A 19,503-nucleotide genomic window follows, 5' to 3' on the forward strand; every position below is an offset into this window, starting at 1 on the left:
AGTAATTAAATGCAAATATTAAATTTAACCAATACCGTCAACTTTATGCGCTTGCGCATTCCTGCGCTGGTGTTATCGGGTTTACTTATTGTAGGTTCACTTACCTCATTAGCAATAAATTCATTGAACTGGGGACTGGACTTTACGGGCGGAACCTTGATTCAGGTAGGTTATGAGCAGTCTGCTGATTTAGAGGGTATTCGTAAACAGTTAACTGAAGCTGATTTTGGTGATGCTGTGGTGCAAAACTTCGGTAGCAGTCAAGAGGTGTTAATTCGCATTGCCCCCCGCGAAGGCGTTAAAGCGTCTGATATTGGTGATCAGGTGGTTGACGTATTGCGTGCTGACGGCACTTCAGTTGAAAAACAACGTATTGAGTTTGTAGGGCCAAATGTAGGTGATGAGCTTTCTGAGCAAGGGGGGCTGGCCATGCTCGTTGCCCTAATCTGTATTTTGATTTATGTTGCGATGCGGTTTGAATGGCGTTTCGCATTAGGCTCTGTGGCAGCATTAATTCACGATGTGATTATCACCCTGGGCTTATTTTCAATTTTACAGCTGGAGGTAGACTTAACCATATTAGCAGCAGTACTCGCTGTTATAGGTTATTCCCTAAACGATACAATCGTGGTTTCTGATCGTATCCGAGAAAACTTCAGAAAGCTGCGTAAAGGTACGCCAGAAGAGGTAGTGAATGTATCACTTACTCAAACACTTAACCGTACAATTGTAACTTCATTAACTACAGTTTTAGTATTGTTAGCCTTGTTTTTTAAAGGTGGCGCTCTAATACACGGGTTTGCTACCGCGTTACTATTTGGTGTAGTTATCGGTACGTATTCATCTATCTATATTGCCAGTGCGGTGGCGTTGGCGCTAGGGGTGAGTAAAGAAGATCTCATGCCACCAGAGGTGGAAAAAGAGGGCGCGGATCAAGAGCCGCTTCTATAATTTAGCTCATCAGAAAAACAAAAAGCCGGATTGCAAAACAATCCGGCTTTTTTCTATTAGACAAAGTGCTATTTCAAATATTTGACCAGCGTTTGAACAACTTTAACGCCGCCCGCAACTACTTCACCTTTATAAAGGGGATCATTGCCACCTTTAAAGTCAGTAACCAGACCACCTGCTTCACGAACTAATAGCTCTCCAGCGGCGATATCCCACGCTTTGATGCCTCGCTCCCAGTAGCCATCATGTCGCCCGGCTGCTACGTACGCCATATCCAAAGCTGCACTGCCACCGCGTCGAATGTCACCGCACGCATGGAATATTTTGTTTAAGCCTAAAGCATATTCACCAAATTGCTTTTTATCTTTGAAAGGGAAAGCTGTTGCCAACACAGTTTCGCTTAAATCTTTTGCTTTGCTGGCACGAATTCGATAGCCGTTTAACTGTGCACCCTGACCACGGCTGGCGGTAAACAGTTCGCCACGCATGGGGTCAAAAATTACTGCCTGGTCTAACCGACCTTTGTATAAAAGAGCGATAGACACACAAAAATGTGGTATACCTTTGATGAAATTGGTGGTGCCATCCAGCGGGTCAATTACCCATTGATATTCGCTTTCGCTGCCTTCTGTTTCGCCTGTCTCTTCACCCAAAAATGCATGGTTAGGGTAAGATTGTTGGATTTTACTGATAATGGCTCTCTCAGCTTCTTTATCAACTTTTGTTACATAATCATTAGTGCCTTTAGATTGCGTTTCTAAATCATCACGATTTTCGAAACCACGAACGATTATTGAGCCAGCAGCGCGTGCAGCGCGCACGGCTATATTCAGCATAGGATGCATAGTTAACCACCAATTGTAAAAGATCGAAGAATAACGGTAGTGACTATTCAATAAATAAACAGTACTACGTAATTGGCGCGAAGTGTAGCAGAGCAAACTAAATTTGCAATCTGAATCGGGTTGCTTATGGCAACAATATGTTTTAGCCCGTGCAAATATGCTAGTATCCGCGACATTGCAAATATTAAATTACTGTATCTACATGCTTGATAACATCCGAATCGTTCTGGTGAACACCTCTCATACTGGCAACATAGGTTCTGCGGCTCGAGCGATGAAAACTATGGGACTTAAGCACCTTTATCTAGTCGATCCTGTGCATGCTCCGGACGGCAAAGCTAGCGCAATGGCCGCAGGAGCAGGCGACGTACTTGCGAATGCGAAAACGGTAGCGACGTTGGGAGAAGCCGTGGCTTCTTGCGGTTTGGTCATCGGCACTTCAGCCCGTTCCCGCACCCATTCTTGGCCGATGCTCGAACCGAGGGAGAGTGGCGTCAAACTGGTAACTGAAGCTGAAAAGTATCCTGTTGCATTGGTGTTTGGACGTGAAAACAGCGGCCTATCCAACGAGGAGCTTCAGCAATGTCATTTTCATGTATGTATCCCGGCTAATCCAGAATACAGCTCATTAAATTTGGCGGCTGCGGTGCAAACGCTTTGTTACGAAGTACGGGTGGCGTGGTTAGATGCGAACTCACACCCAGAGGTAGAAGCAGATTACCCATTAAACGAAGATTTGGAGCGTTTTTACGTGCACTTAGAAGAAACACTTCAACGCACTAATTTCATCGTTAAAAATCACCCAGGAATGGTAATGACAAAATTACGCAGGCTGTTTAACCGGGCGCGACCAGAAGCTCAAGAACTTAATATTCTTCGCGGTATTCTCGCATCCATTGATAAATCGACTAAAGAGTAATTAACGTGTTTGAACGTATCAAAGAAGATGTCGAAGGCGTATTCCAACGCGACCCTGCCGCCAGAAACTTTTTTGAAGTATTAACTAATTATCCAGGATTGCATGCTATTTGGCTTCATCGTCTTAGTCATCGCATGTGGAATCGGGGCTTCAAGTGGTTAGCACGAAGTTTATCCACTTTCAGTCGATGGTTGACCGGCATCGAAATTCATCCGGGTGCTAAACTTGGCAGACGATTTTTCATCGACCATGGGATGGGGGTAGTAATCGGTGAAACTGCTGAAGTAGGTAATGATGTGACGCTTTATCATGGTGTAACGTTGGGGGGTACCAGTTGGAAAGCGGGTAAACGACACCCAACCCTGGGCGACAATGTCGTAGTGGGTGCTGGGGCTAAGATCCTTGGGCCGATTTATATCGGCGAAAATGCAAAGGTTGGCTCTAATTCGGTGGTAGTAAAAGATACCCCCCCTGGCGCAACGGTGGTGGGTATTCCCGGCCGTATTGTTATGTCAACTCAGAATACATCACGTGTTAAAGAGCAAGCAGATAAACGCAATCGAATCGCACGTAAATACGGCTTTGATGCCTATGCAGTTGCGCCAGATAATCCCGATCCGGTAGCGAATGCGATGGGAGTAATGCTTGAACACATGCATCTGATGGATACCAAAGTGGAAGAAATGTGTGCAGTTATTCAATCGATGGGCGGAAATGTTTGCAGCGCCGATTTGCAATCACTGAGCGCAGAAGACTTCGCCGCAACTGGAATATCACCGGTTGCACCCGATGCCGAAAAGAAAACTCAAAACCCGTTTGATCCGAAAATCTAATTTTCATTAACCATTACGTATAGCTCACCATCATAGAAACCTTGAATGGTAAGCTTTTGGCTTGAAAGAGAACGCAAATAATCAATGTGTTCTTCTTGAATAAGCTGACCGGGCACAATAAGGGGAATGCCGGGCGGGTAGGGCACAATTAATCCTGCCGCCACTCTTCCTGCACTGTCCTGCCAAGGAATAGCTTCACGTTTGCCAAAAAATGCATTGGAAGGTAACTCGGCTAATTTTATCGGTGGAATTTTGCAAGGTAATACATTTTTACTCTTACTGCGATGAAGCGACACCGAGCCTTGATCTAGTTTTTTAAGCGCATTGTATAAACGCACTATTTTTGAGCGCATACCGCCCAGAGTTAATAAAACCAAAATTGTGCTGTGAGTGAATTTCTCAATTTCCAAAGCTACTTCATCCATCAGAAAACGATGAATTTCTTGATTGGAATATTCCAGGGCCGAAACATCTATCAATATTTTCAACGGATCGTGGCCCATATTGTCTTTAGCAAAGTGAGGAAATATTTTTCCAAAATCTTTAGCATCTAAAATACGTAAGCGGTTAAAGCGAGCAACCTGTTGTTTTAATTCATCAACATTGTTGAGCAATTCATTTAGAATTTTATAGCCTTCCATCTCTAATTGCTTTCGGCATACATCCAATGATGCAATCAACTGATATTTTGGCGAGGTGCTAGTATGAATGCTGTAAATTTCTTTAAAGAAATCCACATCAAAATCCGGATCGTTTACGTGAATAAAGGATGCTTGCGAAAATGCTGAAACAACTTTATGCGCAGAGTGAGTGACATAGTCAGCCCCGGCTTGAATCGCTGAATAATCGCGGAAACGAGGGTGGAATAACGAATAAGCAAACCATGCCTCATCAATGAATACTTTCATTCCGTTGTCGTGACCCAGCTTTACTACTTGTTTAAGGTCAGTTAACAGGCCGTCGTAAGTGCAGCCAGTAAGCACAATAAGCTTTGCATCTGTATTGGTTTTAATGGTTTCTTTTAGCTGATCTAGTTCCGGTGGCGCGAAAATACCATAGTCGGGATTTAAACTGCTGTCTAAATAAACCGGCATAGCGCGTGCCTGGATAATACCGTGATGAACTGACTTGTGACAATTGCGGTCCACAATGACCTTATCACCTTCTCTTAGCAGCGTTTGTAAAATTATTTTATTAGACGTGGAGGAGCCATTAGTAACAAAGTAGGATTTACGTACCTCAAACGTGTTTGCTGCAATCGCTTGTGCACGTCCAATAGCATGAGTGCCATCAGATAAGGAGCCGAGCGAATCCACGCTTACTGATAAATCACTGACGAATACATTACGTCCAAAGAACTTGTAAAAATCGCTGATGTAAGGCGAATGACGGAAACTCGCGCCTCCACTATGTCCCGGTGTATGCCAAGAATCGTTTGCTTCCACCACATATTTTCGATAGGCAGTCCAAAAGGGCGATTCATTTCGGTCGTCAAAGTCGTTAATTATGTACCCTAGAATAGACTCAGGGTCAGAAATAATATCGTTACGATAAAAAAATGACTCCATGCCGTTGGTCAGATTGACTATATCTAAGCCCTTTATGGCATCGCCTAATACATAAACGGGTAACTCCCTGCGAACATGCTTAATCATGTCGATGACTACCGCATTGTTATCCGCTCTGCCGGGTTTAGCGTCGCCTATATCCGCCCATTTAACTTCGGTATCCCAACTAAACACTACCGCTTGTATGTCGCCGTCATTACGAATTAAATCTAGTGCTTTGGGAACTGTATCAGCTTCAACCAAGCTGATAGTAATATCCGTGCGTTCAAAGGCGTCAATTGTCGACTGAATGCCATTAACAATTTGCTCAAGAAGCGCTCGAGAGTCTTCGATAATTAAAATTTTTACAATAGGAAGCATGTCAAAAGCACGGTTGTGAGAAGTGTATGCTCTTGAGTTTACAGAAGGAACTTATGCTTGTCAGTGTTTGCTTTTGCGTTCAATCTGGAAAAAACATACAGCTTAGTTACAAAGCGTGTAACACTCCACCTGTTGAGTTGGGTATACCCTTTAAAAAGACATGTCAGAATTATCTAGATGAAATTCCAGTGTTTTATATGATTTCAGCGTATTTTCGTACCTGATATCGATCTAAAGTTAGCGCGCAGCGACAGTATCTTAATCTGAGGCTAAGTGTTTTTTCATATAAAAATGTGAAAATACTAACGTAATAATACTTATTACAATACCAGCTCCCAATACAGACCACTGAGCGGTATCAGGCGAACTGTCTTCTTCTATCATGGCTAGGCCACCAATCCAACCAAGATATACATACATAGTGGCCAAGGGCAGTTGTCCTAAGAAGGTCGTCCATATATAGGTTAAGAATTTCACGTGGGTAACACCCAATCCGTAGTTTTTCACCACTGCGGGAATGAAAGGGTTTAACCTTAATATAAAGATAAACTTAGCACTGTGTTTGGCGACTACCTTGAGTACTTGTTTACCCTTTTCTGTAGCTTCAATTTTATGGGTAATAAAATCTTTCAACATATAGCGCGAAATCGCAAAGGTGATACAAGATGCCGTTAACGCCGATATTACCGCGATACTTAAACCAATGGAAAATGAAAACAGCACGCCTGCTGCGATATTAAATATGGAACTGGGGAAACTAAGCGAGGCTAGCACGACGTAGAGTAAAGCAAAAATGAAGTAGCTTAAAAAGCCAAAAGAAGTAATGTAATTCACACCTTCACGCACTGTCTCTCTAGTCACCATCAGCTTCCACAAAACGATGGCTGATATAGCTAGAACAGTAAAGATAATCGCTATCTTCACGAGGGATTTATGATTGGATTTCATCCGCTGTACCTCATTACAAACCGGTAGGTCATGGCATTCTTTTACTAGGCATTTGAGTGCTAAAAAGTTTCAGCAGCGAATTTTCCATACCCTATTGTTTTACTACCACGAATAGCCTTTAGGTAATATAAGCGCGCAATGCTAAAAAAGATTACACCTGTGTAATGTTTTATAGTGAAAGGAATAACTGTATTTATTCAAGCTCCAAGTTTTGTAATAGCAGGGGGAACCATAAAGTTTCAGGAGATAAAAGAAAGGCTAGGCGAGCAAAAGTGCTAGTAAGGAAACGAGTTCGTTGAATAGGCTTTCAGTCTAGCTAACGGGTTACTCTGCTACCTGTTGGACAAACGTGAACGTTGCCTGCAATACCTGATAGAAATAAAAAGGTGGCTACCTATATCTGTGGCAAAAGCACTACGACGACAAAAGATGTGTGTACTTTTCGTTAACTAAAGTGTTTTAAGCATGACAGGCCTTCCGCGGTGTCTACTGTACCGGGAAATGAAAGCGGTAGAAAGAAGGAATAGAGCAAATTAGTAAGAAGATAATGGCGCCCTTTACGGGAGTTGGGTATCCGCTAAATATTGACCTTGCCGAACCTATGGAACCTTATCTTTGAAATTATTAATGTAGATAGCTTACTGCTACTAAATCGCAAGTAACCAGTTTAGGAACTTCTTTTTTTCAGTTGTGTTCTGAAAGTCAATGCGTTTTGGAGCGTTACTGTCGTCAAATGCGACGCAGAATTTATTGACTGAAATGGACGAGATTGGCGGTGTGGCAGTAATACTTACACCATTAAATGTATAAATCATATTTTGATACTTTTGTTTTATTAGAAATGTACTGTAAGACAATTACTGAGGGGTAAGTTCAAGGGGAGTTTTACGGTAATAAAAAAAGGCCAGCATTGGCTGACCTTAATATAAAAATCTTAGCAAGGTACAACGTTAGCTGCTTGCGGGCCTTTTTGACCTTGTTCGATTACGAACTGTACCTGTTGGCCTTCAGATAAAGATTTATAGCCTTCTGCAACGATTGAGCGGAAATGAACGAAAACATCTTTTCCACCTTCGCTTGGCGTTAGAAAACCAAAACCTTTATCTTCATTAAACCATTTAACTGTGCCATTTACTGAATTAGACATATTTGAAACCTTTTATTAATAAGTATTAGGTGGCAGGCCACCAAGAAAGCGATAGACAAAACAAGTAAGACATTAACCAGTAAAGCAAATGTATATACAAGTTCGACTTAAATTAATAAAAGAAGAAAGAGAGACGCAAAATGCAGTAGTAGATAAAGCTTTATTTTTCTAAAGCCAGAGTAGAATACGCGAGTTATTAGGATATGTACACTATTATTTAAATAAACTTTTTATCTCGAACGAAGATCGTTGCAGTATTGTTGTTTTAAAACGATAAACCTGCTCAAAAGAAATCCAACCTAATCAAACTACCCTCGACAAATCTGCTCCTATTGCGGGTCGATAATCTAAGGAGTTCACCAATAGTGTTTAAAAAGTTAAACCATAGGTGCGGTTTAATATGGTGGTACTATTTGTTTTTGCAATAAAAACGGCACACAGAGGCCTCTATGATAATACAATTAAGTGATAAACAAGCTCGTGTAATCGGTGTATTGCTAGAGAAAGAAATAACCACACCGGATCACTACCCCCTATCTTTAAATGGTCTGACCGCAGGTTGTAATCAAAAAAGTAACCGCGAGCCGGTTATGAATTTAAGCGAAGCCGATGTAATAAACACAGTAGACGAGCTGGTGACTAAAAAACTAATAGCCGAGCAGACCGGTTTTGGAAGCCGTGTAGTGAAGTACAAGCACCGTTTCTGTAATACCGAGTTTGGCGACCTAAAACTGAATCCTCAACAACTCGCGGTAATCTGTGTATTGTTACTCCGTGGACCACAAACGCCAGGAGAGTTAAGGACCCGCACCAACAGGTTGGCCGAGTTTAGTAGTGTAGATGAAGTTGAACGAGTGCTGGAAGCGTTGAGAGCTCATAATGGTGAACAATTAGTGGTCAAGCTTGAGCGTGAGCCGGGTAAGCGGGAGTCGCGCTATCAACATTGCTTTGCTGATAGCGACTCAATTGAAACTAAAGAAACAATGCAAACGACTTATGCTAATTCGACTAATCAGAACCCCGAATCAGACCGAGTAACTATCCTGGAGCAGAAAGTGAAGGAGATGCAAGCGCAATTAGCACACCTTCAAAGCAGCTTGGATGAGCTAATTGGACGCTAGCTCTTAGGGTTAACCTCTACTCAACCTGTACAGCCCGTTCATGCCTGATTCGAGCGGGCTTCATATAGGCCAAGCTACGCCATACCCATTCCCCTGGGCCTTGGGCGAAGTGTTTTAACCAAATTGTGGAAAATATGATTTGGAAAGCGCAGATAACAAAAACCACTGGTAATAATTCTATACGACTCAATTCACCGTACCAACCTAATCCATACCCATAAAAGATGAAGGCGCAAATTAACGATTGCATTAAGTAATTGGTTAGCGCCATGCGACCAACTAGCTGAATAGCGTATTTAAGTTTATTGGCAAGATTCGATTGAAACCAAAGGCTAATCAATGCGACATAGGCTAGCGTTACAGCAATAGAGCCCAAGTTATTAGCCAGCATGCCGTAGGAGAAAAAAGCTTCCAGATTCCATTGATTACTATAGTTGTAAACAAGCCCAAGAATGATTACAGGTAACCCTACCGTAAGACCGATTGTTGCTTGAATACGGTAATGCCTCAGAGACAACTTGCCCGAGAGCCAACCCATACGATATAACACCATGCCTAAAATCATTAATCCAAACGCATGCAGTATCGCTGAAAACGAAAGTGGAATAAGCACAACATCTTCAGGTCTTTCTTCTTCTCCAAAGTTTTGTTCTCGGGTGAATGTTGAAACGCGCTCGTAATCGCCTTTATAAATAGATTCTAATTTGGCGATTTGGTCTTCAGACGGACTATAGACCACCTCCACGGCTGCGCGATTATGATTGTCCAGGGCCTCATCCAGATCAGTAAGGGACGAAAGGTAGGCCGAGCCTGCCAACAACGTAATGGCTAAAGATAACATCCATTTAGTAGGCAAACACCGAAAGGGGAATAATAGAAAACTGCATAGGGCGTAAACCGTCAATATATCTCCTTCCCAGATAAACCAAGCATGGCAAAAGCCAATAACCAATAACCAAAATGCGCGGGAATAATGGATAGCCACTGAAGATTTACCCTTCGCTTCAAGTTTATCTGCAAGCAACATTACGCTCGCGCCGAAGAGCAAAGAAAAAAGCCCCATGAATTTCATATCTGCGAATAAATGAAAGAAGATAAATGTTGCATGATTTAAGAAACCATCGCTGTCATATGAAGTAGGGTTCAGATAGGCCGAAAAAGGCATAGCGAAAACAATGATATTCATAAATGGCAATCCCAGGAGTGCTATACCCCGGATTAGGTCGATATTGTTAATTCGCTGGGTTGACATTCCATTTTCGCCTGTCGTGTAAGAGTGACTTATATTAACCTGTGAAGAGAAACGCGCACGGCTTCAATTGTTTCAAGGTGTTGCGAACAAATTATCTGACTGTGAAAAGTAAATTTATATAGCTAAAAAACACCGTCATCGGGATGAAGGATTTCAGTATTTTCAGAGCGCTAACGCACACTGAAAAACGTCGTCATCGTGATGAAAATCACGATCTCCCTCGTTACTTAGCGGAAGTGAAATTTATCCTATGTGTTTAGGCAATGGGATTAATTTGCGCTTTCTAGAACAAACAGGGAGGTCCCGATTTTCATCGGGATGACGAATTTTGTCGGGATGAAGGATTTCAGTATTTTCAGAGCGCTAACGCACACTAAAAAACATCGTCATCGTGATGAAAATCACGATCTTCGTCGTTACTCCGCAGAGCAGAAGTGAAATTTATCCTATGCGTTTAAGCAATGTGATTAATTTGCGCTTTCTAGAACAAACAGGGAGGTCCCGATTTTCATCGGGATGACGAATTTTGTCGGGATGGCGATTATTATAAATATGACTATATGCTATCGTGAATAAAGTATCGAGTACATAGACGAAAATCGAGATTTACCACGAATGGACTCCCCAGCTTTTGCTAGGTACGTTTGTTAATTACAGCGTAATGGTTAATAGGGGGCTATTTTTAGGAGTTGTGCAATAACTGGCTGACTTGGCAATATTGAAAAACCAAAAGAATGGTTCTCCTACCTTAGGAAGTTATCTAACAGGTCATTCATATACTCCAAGATGACGATATAACCCAATACCAATTCGAATCCAATAACATGAGACGGTTTCAAGTTACTATGTAGTTTAGTAAGGAGGAAGTATGAAAAGAAAATTTGCGGATTTGTTCGCAGTGCCCCCTCGAACGTGGGGAGCAAGAGGAGAACCTTTTTTGTGGGAAGACATTAGACTACATGCCATAAATAATAAAATTCCTCTACCTGATTGTATTGAATTCTTAGGTGAGCAGCTAAACACATTATTTGAGGATTTTACCGGACATTCTCCTAAGGAGCATGAATGGTTTTATGTGGATAAATACGCTCATGGAGGCATGTCTAGTGGCCATATAGATCCAGCGGGCTGGCGCGAAGGTGGTGAAATATTTGAATATATTAGACAAAACTTTATTCGGATAGCGATGTTAAATGACGTTTTGGGTCATTGATTTTACAAAGAATTACGCTTGTTATGTTTAACGTGTTAGTTACTTCACTGGAAGGAGCTTGGGATAATTGAAATTGATTAATTAAACGTGATAATAGGTAGTGTTAACTGTTTTTATATTTAAATACGATTACCATCCATTAAAAATGAAATAATCTGTTTTAAAGGAATAATTTGCACGATGTCAAAGCCCTATACGATCCGCCTATTTGTACCCAGTGGAAATCCAAGCTCCCTCAAAATAATAGATAAGATGAATTGGACTGGTAAGGGCATTGAAGTATCTAGAGATGCATGGACAACGTATCGAAATAGGAAAGAGTTTCTGCAGACAGGGATCTACATTTTGATTGGGTACGAACAATCTGACGATATTCCAACTGTTTATGTAGGCCAAGGTGACGGGGTTAAAAGTCGGATAGAGTCTCATTACAGCAAAAAACCATTTTGGGATAAAGCAATCGTATTTATATCCAGTAATGATGGATTGAATCGCGGACATATCACTTGGATAGAGTGGGCGCTAATATCAAAGGCAATCGCTGCTGGAAGATGTGTTCTGGATAACTCGGTGGTACCAAGCGAGCCAGCCTTAACTGAATCTGAAAAGTCGGACACGCGAGAGTTCCTTAACGAACTTTTAAGTATTCTTCCCCTTATACACGTTCAAGTTTTTAATAAGCCTGAAAAAATTGATGTGTATGATAAAGAGTCTTCTTTACATTTTAATATACAAGATACAATTATTGTTCCTGCTCAAGATGAAGGGTTTCAAAAAGTTTTTCTTGGTGAAAACTGCTGGTACGCAGTCCGGATTTCTGGTGGGAAATTAAAAGATATTAAATATATTGCGGCTTACCAAACCGCACCTGTATCAGAGGTAACACATGTTGCTGAAGTAGAGTCAATTGAGCCTTATGGTGATGGAGGCAAGTATAAAATCAACTTTAAAGGTTCAGCTCAGGTACTAAAACCCATTGTTTATGGGTCAGCCAAAACTGGAGCCATGCAAAGCACACGGTATACTACCTATGAAAAACTTGTGAATGCAAATGAGCTTAATGATTTGTTTTGATTACTGGATAGGGATATGTATTTATAGGACAACAGACACGAGTTGTTCAAATTTCAATATTTATATTTATTGTAAAAACTAAATCGAGAGTCTGTAAATGTCACTCTCTGAAGTGAAAATTTAATCAGCTTAAATATATAGTGGCGTTTAAACCTACGATATCCACCCACTTTAATCGCAGACTAGGTAGAAACTATTTCTGCTTGGTATGGAAACGACAGCACTTTTCAATCTTAAATCACCTCGAATACTTGACCAATTTACTCAGGTATGAAAAAATTTTTACCCGTTGCAATTATTTGGGTATTCCTCATGAAACTGACTTCTAAAGGGCGCTATGCGGTTACAGCTATGCTTGACGTGGCGTTACACTCAGCAAAAGGCCCAGTTCCGTTAGCTGATATCTCAGAACGTCAGGAAATTTCCTTATCTTATTTAGAGCAGCTATTCGCTCGTTTGCGTAAAGAGAAGTTGGTAGCGAGTGTGCGCGGGCCAGGCGGGGGCTATAGGCTTGGCCGGGATGCCAGCGAAATAGCGGTTGGGCAGGTCATTCGCGCAGTAGATGAAAGTGTGGACGCCACCCGTTGTCAGGGCATGGCAGATTGTCAGGGCGGTGAACGCTGCTTGACCCATAGCTTATGGCAGGATTTGAGTGATCGTATCAGCTTATTCTTAAACGGCATCTCATTAGGTGAGTTAATGGCGCAGCGCGAAGTCCAAGAAGTGGCTGGTAGACAAAATAAAATGTCTACTAAAGCTAAACTGAATTCTGAAATTCTAAGTGTGATTTTATAAATGGCACCTAAACCTCCTATATATTTAGACTACGCAGCGACGACGCCGGTTGATCCTGCGGTAGCGGCCAAAATGGCGGAATGTCTCACATTAGAAGGTAACTTTGCTAACCCGGCATCGCGCACCTATCGCTATGGTTGGATGGCCGAAGAAGCGGTAGATATTGCCCGTGGACAAATTGCTGATTTGCTTAATTGCGACCCTCGTGAGATTGTTTTCACCTCAGGTGCTACTGAATCCGACAATCTTGCCATTAAGGGCATAGCTCAACGCCATGCAGATAAGGGTAGACATATCGTAACCCTAAATACTGAGCATAAGGCTGTGCTGGATACGTGTGCATACCTTGAAGAGCAGGGTTTTGAAGTGACTTACCTACCCGTTGACGAAGAAGGGTTGGTCAGTGTTGGACAGGTAAAAAACGCTCTTCGTGATGACACCATCTTAGTCTCGGTTATGCACGTCAATAACGAAATTGGCGTGATCCAGGATATTGAAGCGATTGGCCAATTATGTCGGGAACGTAAAATACTCTTCCACGTTGACGCGGCACAGAGCTTAGGCAAGTTACCTCTCGATTTGTCGTCCCTACCTGTGGATTTGATGTCATTTTCTGCACATAAAATATATGGACCTAAAGGCATAGGGGCCCTCTATGTGCGTCGTCGACCGAAAGTAGAGCTGGTGGCACAAATTCACGGCGGTGGTCATGAACGGGGGATGCGTTCAGGTACGCTAGCCACACATCAAATAGTAGGTATGGGTGAGGCGTGTCACATCGCTGGGCTAAAATTAAAGCCCGAAACCGAGCGTTTATACGGGCTACGTGAAAAGCTCCTCAATGGGTTATTACAGTTGGGTGGTGTAGTTCTCAATGGCCATCCTGAAAAACGCATTTACACCAACCTGAATGTCAGTTTTGCTGATATCGAGGGGGAGATGCTGACCCGCGCATTAGGTAATGAAATCGCAGTTTCATCAGGCTCGGCCTGCAACTCTGCGAATATAGCACCATCTTACGTATTGATTGCAATAGGCCGTAGCGAAGAGTTAGCGTTAAGTGGTATCCGATTTACTGTAGGAAGGTTTACTACTGATGAAGATGTTGAGTATACCGTGCAGCGTGTGGCTGACGTGGTCGGTAAGCTTCGGCACTCGGCGGCCTAATGTCTGCTTTAAACACTATCAATCATTGAAAAATAACGCCAAATACGGCAAAATCCGCGCCGCTAGTGACTTCATCCTCTATGCGGCGAGTATCCGTTCGCGATACAGCATAAGCGCTAATACTTGAGTGAATTAGTCAAGTATTATACAATTGAATTATATTTCCACGATGTAAAAACGCGCCAAAACGATATGGTCGTATTCGCCTCACCGTAAAGGCGGAAAATAACATCGGCATAACAGGCAAATTAAAGTAAGTGAGATCCTAACATGAGTGAACAGATCGAACAGGCACTATCACGGAAGTATGAAGCCGGTTTCTATTCCGAAATCGAAGCAGAAACTTTCGAAAACGGCCTGGACGAATCCGTCATCCGTCGTCTTTCGGAAATGAAAAACGAGCCAGAGTGGATGCTGGAATGGCGTCTAAAAGCCTATCGTGCGTGGCTTAAAATGGAAGAACCGGATTGGGCTCACGTCAATTATCCGAAAATCGACTTTCAGGCGATTTCTTATTATTCAGCGCCTAAAAGTATGAAGGACAAGCCTCAGTCTTTAGATGAGGTAGATCCGGAATTATTGCGTACCTACGAAAAGTTAGGTATTCCATTGCATGAGCAGGAAATGTTGGCTGGGGTGGCTGTGGATGCAGTATTTGATTCTGTGTCAGTAGTGACCACTTTTCGCGAAAAGCTGGAAAAAGCAGGCGTTATCTTTTGTCCGATTTCAGAAGCATTGCATAGATTTCCAGATTTAATTAAAAAATATATCGGCTCAGTAGTGCCTCGCACCGACAACTACTATGCAGCGCTTAACTGCGCCGTATTTACCGATGGCTCGTTTGTTTATATTCCAAAGGGCGTGCGTTGCCCTATGGAGTTGTCAACCTACTTCAGAATCAACGAGCAAAATACGGGGCAGTTTGAGCGAACGCTCATTGTTGCTGATGAAGGCAGTTACGTTTCATATCTTGAAGGGTGTACAGCCCCACAGCGTGACGAAAATCAGTTGCACGCCGCAGTGGTTGAACTAGTGGCGATGGATAATGCCACCATTAAGTATTCCACGGTCCAAAACTGGTATCCGGGTGACGAAGAAGGTAAGGGTGGTATATATAACTTCGTGACTAAGCGGGGTATTTGTCATACCAATGCCAAGATCTCATGGACGCAAGTTGAAACTGGTTCTGCAATAACCTGGAAATACCCAAGCTGTGTACTTAAAGGCGACAATAGCGTAGGCGAATTCTATTCGGTCGCGCTCACTCGTGGCGCGCAGCAAGCCGATACTGGCACCAAAATGATCCACATGGGCAAAAATACCCGCTCGACCATCATTTCTAAAGGAATATCTGCGGGTAAAAGTAACAATGCTTACCGAGGCTTAGTAAAAATGGGACCGAAGTCAGATGGCGCGCGTAACTTCACCCAGTGTGATTCGTTATTAATTGGTGACAAGTGCGGCGCACATACTTTTCCGTATATCGAGAGTCGCAATCCCACAGCCATTGTGGAGCACGAAGCGACGACGTCAAAAGTAAGTGACGACCAAATGTTTTTATGTCAGCAACGCGGTTTAGATCCAGAAAAAGCGGTGTCGATGATAGTGAATGGCTTCTGTAAAGAAGTATTTAAAGAATTACCAATGGAATTTGCTGTAGAAGCGGGCAAGTTATTGGAAATCAGCCTTGAAGGTTCAGTGGGGTAAACGATGTTATCAATTAAAAATTTACACGCCAGCGTCGAAGATAAAGACATTATTCGTGGGCTGAATCTGGAGGTTAAAGCTGGTGAAGTTCATGCCATTATGGGACCAAACGGGGCCGGTAAATCAACTTTAGGTTATGTATTGTCTGGTCGTGAAGGGTATTCAGTATCGGAAGGCGAAGCCACATTAAATGGCAAAGATTTAATGGAAATGGAAATTGAAGAGCGGGCCCGCGAAGGCATGTTCCTGGCATTCCAATATCCTGTTGAGATTCCAGGCGTAAGCAATATGGAGTTTATGAAAGAGTCTGTGAATGCGGTGCGTGAACAGCGTGGCCAGGAGTCACTTACGGCTGCCGAGTTTTTGAAAAAAGCTAAAGAAGCGTGCAAGCAGGTACAGCTACCACTTGATTTTTTAAAACGCGGTGTGAACGAAGGCTTTTCCGGCGGCGAGAAGAAACGTAACGAAATCATGCAGATGATTTTGCTTGAACCAACTCTTTGTATTTTGGACGAATCAGACTCAGGTTTGGATGTCGATGCCTTGCAAGTAGTTGCAGATGGTGTAAATTCTCAGCGCGACGGCGAGCGCAGTTTTATTGTTGTTACTCACTATCAGCGTTTGCTTGATTACATCAAACCAGACTATGTACATATTCTTGCTGAAGGAAAAATTGTCAAAAGTGGCGATGCCTCTCTAGCGCTAGAAGTTGAAAAGAGTGGTTATGGTTTTTTAGGTAAAAAATACGAAGGAGAGACTGCATGAGTCAATGGCTAGAAAAGGTCATTGATGTAGCGCAAGGGAATCAGGATTTTCTTGCACCTGCGCGTCAGCAGGCCGTTTCCAAGTTACAACAAGCAGGCTGGCCAAGTCAGCGTGCTGAACAATGGCGCTTTACATCCCTTGCACCGTTAAAGGATCGTGCTTTTACACAAGCAAAAGCAGATACGGTCGTTTCAGCTCCAGAAATCACCGGTCTAGACGCAATTGACATTGTGTTCACGAATGGTGAATTGACGACCGATTTGGCTGCGTTGACGCTGCCTGAAGGTTTGCGCATTGTCTCGTTTGCCGGTGCAAACGCTCAACAGCAAGAAGATATTCAAACCCTGTTTGGTCGGATAAAGCCAGAAAGGCACGTGTTCGGTCAGGTTAACGATGCATTAAGTCGTCAGGGCGTAATGATAGATGTAGCTGATAACATTGAAATTTCCTCGGTTATTCGATTAATTAACCTATCCTCTGTTGATTCTGATAATCATACTCGGGCATTGATCAAACTCGGCAATAATTCTAAAGCAAAAGTCATGGAGTTGGGGCAGGGTGAGCATGACAGTATGAATACTGCGATGGCTGAATACTCCATTGGCGACCATGCATGTCTTGAGCACTATCGTTTCGCGTTTTATACCGTTAATGCCAAAGCTGTAGGCGGTAGTCACTTTAAGTTGGGTGAAGCTGCTAACCTAAACAGTACGGTAGTTGGCTACGGCAGTCCGCTATCCCGCCTGGATATAGATATCTGGCATGCTGCTGAAAATGCGTTCGCAAAACTTAATGCGATTTATTTATTGGCAGAAGGTGAAATGTTCGACCTTCATACCTGCATTGAACATGCAAAGCCTAATGGCACGTCTGAAGAAAATGCCCGAGGTATCATCGGTGACGGTGCGCGAGCAGTATTTAATGGTCGAATTCATATTCATCGCGATGCCCAAAAAACGCTGGCTGAGATGAATAACCGTAACTTGTTACTATCTCGTCGTGCAATGATAAATACAAAACCAGAACTGGAAATTTACGCAGATGATGTTAAATGTGCGCATGGTGCTACGGTAGCTGAAATTGAAGGTAGTGAGCTCTTTTATCTACTTAGTCGTGGTATTTCACGTCAACGTGCCATGGTTATGCTGAATTTTGGTTTTATTCGTGAACTGGTAAACGACATTCCAAATGAAGCAATTGCACAATGGTTATTGCCTCAGCTGAGCGAACGTTTTGCTCGAATGGAAGTAAAATGAGCTTAAATATCTCAGCGCTGCGTGAACAGTTTCCCATTTTAAAAACCCAAATTGACGGTAAGCCGCTGGTTTATCTTGATAACGCTGCCACAACGCAAAAGCCGCAAGTAGTCATCGATGCCTTGGTCGAGTATTACTCTACCTATAATGCTAACGTACATCGGGGGTCGCATTATTTGTCTGATGAAGCCACTCGTCGTTATGAAAACGCAAGAACATCGGTGGCAAATTTTATCAACGCCGCTGTAAAAGAAGAAGTTATTTGGACCAGCGGTACAACAGAGTCGTTGAATATTATTGCGCATGGGTTGATGCAGCAGTTGGGAACCGGTGATCAAGTGGTGATCACCGAAATGGAACATCATGCTAATTTGGTTACCTGGCAGCAAGCGTGCATTAAAGCTGGAGCGAAGCTGGTGGTAATCCCCATTAATGAAGCGGGAGAGCTTGACTTGAGGGCGTATGAAAGCGCTCTAAACAGTGCTACAAAGTTGGTAGCTTTTCCTCATGTTTCCAATGCATTAGGCACAATTAATCCTATCGAAGAGCTTACCCTCATGGCTAAGAATGTCGGCGCATTAGTGTCTATAGATGGCGCGCAGGGTATTGCCCATGGTGGTGTAGATGTGCAAGCTATTGGGTGCGATTTTTATTCATTTTCTGGTCACAAGCTGTTTGGCCCCACGGGTATTGGCTGCTTGTGGGGGCGCAAAGCGGTATTAGAAGATTGGCCGGTATGGCAAACTGGCGGCGAAATGATAGCCGACGTAGAATATCAAAGCACCACTTTCGGCGCACTACCAAACCGTTTAGAAGCGGGTACGCCGAATATTTCGGGTGCAATTGGTATGGCTGCTGCGATTGATTGGTTTGCCGATTTAGATCAACAGGCTGTTCAGACCCATGAAAAAGCCTTATTGGCTCGCGCCATTGAGCTGGCTGCAGATATGCCTGGTATGCGATTAATAGGTACTGCGACGAACAAAGTCGGCATTATGAGCTTTTTATTAGAAGGCACTCATCCTGCTGATATAGGTTTTATTTTAGATCGCCAAGGTATTGCAATTCGTACCGGAGACAACTGTGCACAACCGTTAATGAAGCGGTTAAAGATACCCGGGACTGCGCGCGCTTCGTTTTCCATTTATAACACTATTGAAGAAGTTGAAGCTTTTTTCATCGCGTTGAAAAAAGCGCAAACCATGCTGGCTTAAGGGAGGTAGTATGTCTGTAGAAACATTTGTGCCGCCAACGTCGGTTATTACACTAACCGATGCTGCGGTTAAACATTTCGAAAGTAAACTTAAAACACATCAAGATAAAATCGTCCGGCTATCTACTAAGGTAAGTGGATGCACGGGTTACGCCTACGTACTGGATCTCGCTGATTCAGCAAAGGCTGATGATGAAATATTGAGTGTTAATTCTAACTTGACCGTTGCCATTTCAAAAGATGCCTTGCCATTAGTAAAAAATACTGAAATTGATTACGTTATGGAAGGTGTTAACGGTGTAATCAAGTACAACAATCCAAATGTAGTTGATGAATGCGGTTGTGGTGAAAGTTTTAATATAAGCTGAG

General features: G+C 42.8%; 18 protein-coding genes. 13 read left to right on the forward strand and 5 right to left on the reverse strand.

The features are described 5' to 3' along the window. Positions 1 to 9 precede the first annotated feature (9 nt). Positions 10 to 951: a protein translocase subunit SecF gene (gene secF, locus OPS28_RS05785; protein WP_265608513.1), complete on the forward strand. Its 942-nt coding sequence runs from the start codon at positions 10 to 12 to the stop codon at positions 949 to 951. A gap of 68 nt (positions 952 to 1,019) precedes the next feature. Here the strand turns inward: secF and suhB are convergent, their stop codons facing one another. Next, positions 1,020 to 1,796 (reverse strand): inositol-1-monophosphatase, encoded by a 777-nt coding sequence (gene suhB, locus OPS28_RS05790; RefSeq protein ID WP_265608514.1) that lies wholly within the window; start codon positions 1,794 to 1,796, stop codon positions 1,020 to 1,022. 202 nt (positions 1,797 to 1,998) lie between these two features. On the opposite strand from suhB, the gene trmJ reads away from it, so the two are divergent. Next, positions 1,999 to 2,715, forward strand: a complete 717-nt coding sequence (gene trmJ / locus OPS28_RS05795) for a tRNA (cytosine(32)/uridine(32)-2'-O)-methyltransferase TrmJ (RefSeq protein WP_265608633.1) — start codon at positions 1,999 to 2,001, stop codon at positions 2,713 to 2,715. Positions 2,716 to 2,720: 5 nt separating this feature from the next. Beyond that, positions 2,721 to 3,548 (forward strand): serine O-acetyltransferase, encoded by an 828-nt coding sequence (gene cysE / locus OPS28_RS05800; protein WP_265608515.1) that lies wholly within the window; start codon positions 2,721 to 2,723, stop codon positions 3,546 to 3,548. Here the strand turns inward: cysE and OPS28_RS05805 are convergent. The 3 genes from OPS28_RS05805 to cspE all read right to left on the reverse strand — a co-directional run bounded on the left by OPS28_RS05805 (position 3,545) and on the right by cspE (position 7,571). Then, positions 3,545 to 5,476 carry an aminotransferase class V-fold PLP-dependent enzyme gene (locus OPS28_RS05805; RefSeq protein WP_265608516.1) on the reverse strand — a complete coding sequence of 644 codons (1,932 nt, stop codon included), beginning with the start codon at positions 5,474 to 5,476 and terminating at the stop codon, positions 3,545 to 3,547. The two genes, cysE and OPS28_RS05805, sit on opposite strands and share 4 nt — an antisense overlap. A gap of 258 nt (positions 5,477 to 5,734) precedes the next feature. Continuing rightward, positions 5,735 to 6,424 carry a TVP38/TMEM64 family protein gene (locus OPS28_RS05810; RefSeq protein ID WP_265608517.1) on the reverse strand — a complete coding sequence of 230 codons (690 nt, stop codon included), beginning with the start codon at positions 6,422 to 6,424 and terminating at the stop codon, positions 5,735 to 5,737. A 934-nt stretch (positions 6,425 to 7,358) separates the two neighbouring features. Continuing rightward, positions 7,359 to 7,571, reverse strand: a complete 213-nt coding sequence (gene cspE, locus OPS28_RS05815; RefSeq protein ID WP_265608518.1) for a transcription antiterminator/RNA stability regulator CspE — start codon at positions 7,569 to 7,571, stop codon at positions 7,359 to 7,361. Positions 7,572 to 8,020: 449 nt separating this feature from the next. Between cspE and OPS28_RS05820 the strand changes: the two genes are divergently transcribed. Next, complete coding sequence (locus OPS28_RS05820) at positions 8,021 to 8,692, forward strand: YceH family protein (RefSeq protein ID WP_265608519.1); 672 nt, start codon at positions 8,021 to 8,023, stop codon at positions 8,690 to 8,692. 16 nt (positions 8,693 to 8,708) lie between these two features. Here OPS28_RS05820 and OPS28_RS05825 read toward each other — a convergent pair whose 3' ends face one another. Next, complete coding sequence (locus OPS28_RS05825) at positions 8,709 to 9,944, reverse strand: DUF418 domain-containing protein (RefSeq protein WP_265608520.1); 1,236 nt, start codon at positions 9,942 to 9,944, stop codon at positions 8,709 to 8,711. Between the two features lie 868 nt (positions 9,945 to 10,812). On the opposite strand from OPS28_RS05825, the gene OPS28_RS05830 reads away from it, so the two are divergent. From OPS28_RS05830 to OPS28_RS05870, 9 genes are all read left to right on the forward strand, one after another. Beyond that, complete coding sequence (locus OPS28_RS05830) at positions 10,813 to 11,157, forward strand: hypothetical protein (RefSeq protein ID WP_265608521.1); 345 nt, start codon at positions 10,813 to 10,815, stop codon at positions 11,155 to 11,157. A gap of 180 nt (positions 11,158 to 11,337) precedes the next feature. After that, positions 11,338 to 12,231, forward strand: coding sequence for a GIY-YIG nuclease family protein (locus OPS28_RS05835; protein ID WP_265608522.1), 894 nt, complete (start codon positions 11,338 to 11,340; stop codon positions 12,229 to 12,231). Positions 12,232 to 12,543: 312 nt separating this feature from the next. Next, positions 12,544 to 13,026 (forward strand): Fe-S cluster assembly transcriptional regulator IscR, encoded by a 483-nt coding sequence (gene iscR, locus OPS28_RS05840; protein ID WP_265608523.1) that lies wholly within the window; start codon positions 12,544 to 12,546, stop codon positions 13,024 to 13,026. Then, positions 13,027 to 14,193, forward strand: a complete 1,167-nt coding sequence (locus OPS28_RS05845) for an IscS subfamily cysteine desulfurase (protein ID WP_265608524.1) — start codon at positions 13,027 to 13,029, stop codon at positions 14,191 to 14,193. A 270-nt stretch (positions 14,194 to 14,463) separates the two neighbouring features. Next, the gene (gene sufB / locus OPS28_RS05850; protein WP_265608525.1) at positions 14,464 to 15,900 is read left to right on the forward strand and encodes a Fe-S cluster assembly protein SufB; all 1,437 of its coding nucleotides are present in this window, start codon (positions 14,464 to 14,466) and stop codon (positions 15,898 to 15,900) included. Positions 15,901 to 15,903: 3 nt separating this feature from the next. Then, positions 15,904 to 16,665, forward strand: coding sequence for a Fe-S cluster assembly ATPase SufC (gene sufC / locus OPS28_RS05855; RefSeq protein WP_265608526.1), 762 nt, complete (start codon positions 15,904 to 15,906; stop codon positions 16,663 to 16,665). After that, on the forward strand, positions 16,662 to 17,921 hold the full coding sequence (locus OPS28_RS05860; RefSeq protein WP_265608527.1) for a SufB/SufD family protein: 1,260 nt from the start codon (positions 16,662 to 16,664) through the stop codon (positions 17,919 to 17,921). Before sufC ends, OPS28_RS05860 begins: the two co-directional genes overlap by 4 nt. After that, positions 17,918 to 19,135 carry an aminotransferase class V-fold PLP-dependent enzyme gene (locus tag OPS28_RS05865; protein WP_265608528.1) on the forward strand — a complete coding sequence of 406 codons (1,218 nt, stop codon included), beginning with the start codon at positions 17,918 to 17,920 and terminating at the stop codon, positions 19,133 to 19,135. Before OPS28_RS05860 ends, OPS28_RS05865 begins: the two co-directional genes overlap by 4 nt. A gap of 10 nt (positions 19,136 to 19,145) precedes the next feature. After that, the gene (locus OPS28_RS05870) at positions 19,146 to 19,502 is read left to right on the forward strand and encodes a HesB/IscA family protein (RefSeq protein ID WP_265608529.1); all 357 of its coding nucleotides are present in this window, start codon (positions 19,146 to 19,148) and stop codon (positions 19,500 to 19,502) included. The last annotated feature ends 1 nt before the right edge of the window (position 19,503 follow it).

It is taken from the genome of Alteromonas sp. ASW11-130 (assembly GCF_026183735.1).
Taxonomy (GTDB): Bacteria; Pseudomonadota; Gammaproteobacteria; order Enterobacterales; family Alteromonadaceae; genus Alteromonas.

What these genes read in the sequence shown, in the direction of transcription:
- secF (WP_265608513.1), top strand. Translation starts at nt 10, where the DNA reads ATGCAAATATTAAATTTAACCAATACCGTCAACTTTATGCGCTTGCGC.
- suhB (WP_265608514.1), bottom strand. Translation starts at nt 1,796, where the DNA reads ATGCATCCTATGCTGAATATAGCCGTGCGCGCTGCACGCGCTGCTGGC.
- trmJ (WP_265608633.1), top strand. Translation starts at nt 1,999, where the DNA reads ATGCTTGATAACATCCGAATCGTTCTGGTGAACACCTCTCATACTGGC.
- OPS28_RS05805 (WP_265608516.1), bottom strand. Translation starts at nt 5,476, where the DNA reads ATGCTTCCTATTGTAAAAATTTTAATTATCGAAGACTCTCGAGCGCTT.
- OPS28_RS05810 (WP_265608517.1), bottom strand. Translation starts at nt 6,424, where the DNA reads ATGAAATCCAATCATAAATCCCTCGTGAAGATAGCGATTATCTTTACT.
- cspE (WP_265608518.1), bottom strand. Translation starts at nt 7,571, where the DNA reads ATGTCTAATTCAGTAAATGGCACAGTTAAATGGTTTAATGAAGATAAA.
- OPS28_RS05820 (WP_265608519.1), top strand. Translation starts at nt 8,021, where the DNA reads ATGATAATACAATTAAGTGATAAACAAGCTCGTGTAATCGGTGTATTG.
- OPS28_RS05825 (WP_265608520.1), bottom strand. Translation starts at nt 9,944, where the DNA reads ATGTCAACCCAGCGAATTAACAATATCGACCTAATCCGGGGTATAGCA.
- OPS28_RS05830 (WP_265608521.1), top strand. Translation starts at nt 10,813, where the DNA reads ATGAAAAGAAAATTTGCGGATTTGTTCGCAGTGCCCCCTCGAACGTGG.
- OPS28_RS05835 (WP_265608522.1), top strand. Translation starts at nt 11,338, where the DNA reads ATGTCAAAGCCCTATACGATCCGCCTATTTGTACCCAGTGGAAATCCA.
- iscR (WP_265608523.1), top strand. Translation starts at nt 12,544, where the DNA reads ATGAAACTGACTTCTAAAGGGCGCTATGCGGTTACAGCTATGCTTGAC.
- OPS28_RS05845 (WP_265608524.1), top strand. Translation starts at nt 13,027, where the DNA reads ATGGCACCTAAACCTCCTATATATTTAGACTACGCAGCGACGACGCCG.
- sufB (WP_265608525.1), top strand. Translation starts at nt 14,464, where the DNA reads ATGAGTGAACAGATCGAACAGGCACTATCACGGAAGTATGAAGCCGGT.
- sufC (WP_265608526.1), top strand. Translation starts at nt 15,904, where the DNA reads ATGTTATCAATTAAAAATTTACACGCCAGCGTCGAAGATAAAGACATT.
- OPS28_RS05860 (WP_265608527.1), top strand. Translation starts at nt 16,662, where the DNA reads ATGAGTCAATGGCTAGAAAAGGTCATTGATGTAGCGCAAGGGAATCAG.
- OPS28_RS05865 (WP_265608528.1), top strand. Translation starts at nt 17,918, where the DNA reads ATGAGCTTAAATATCTCAGCGCTGCGTGAACAGTTTCCCATTTTAAAA.
- OPS28_RS05870 (WP_265608529.1), top strand. Translation starts at nt 19,146, where the DNA reads ATGTCTGTAGAAACATTTGTGCCGCCAACGTCGGTTATTACACTAACC.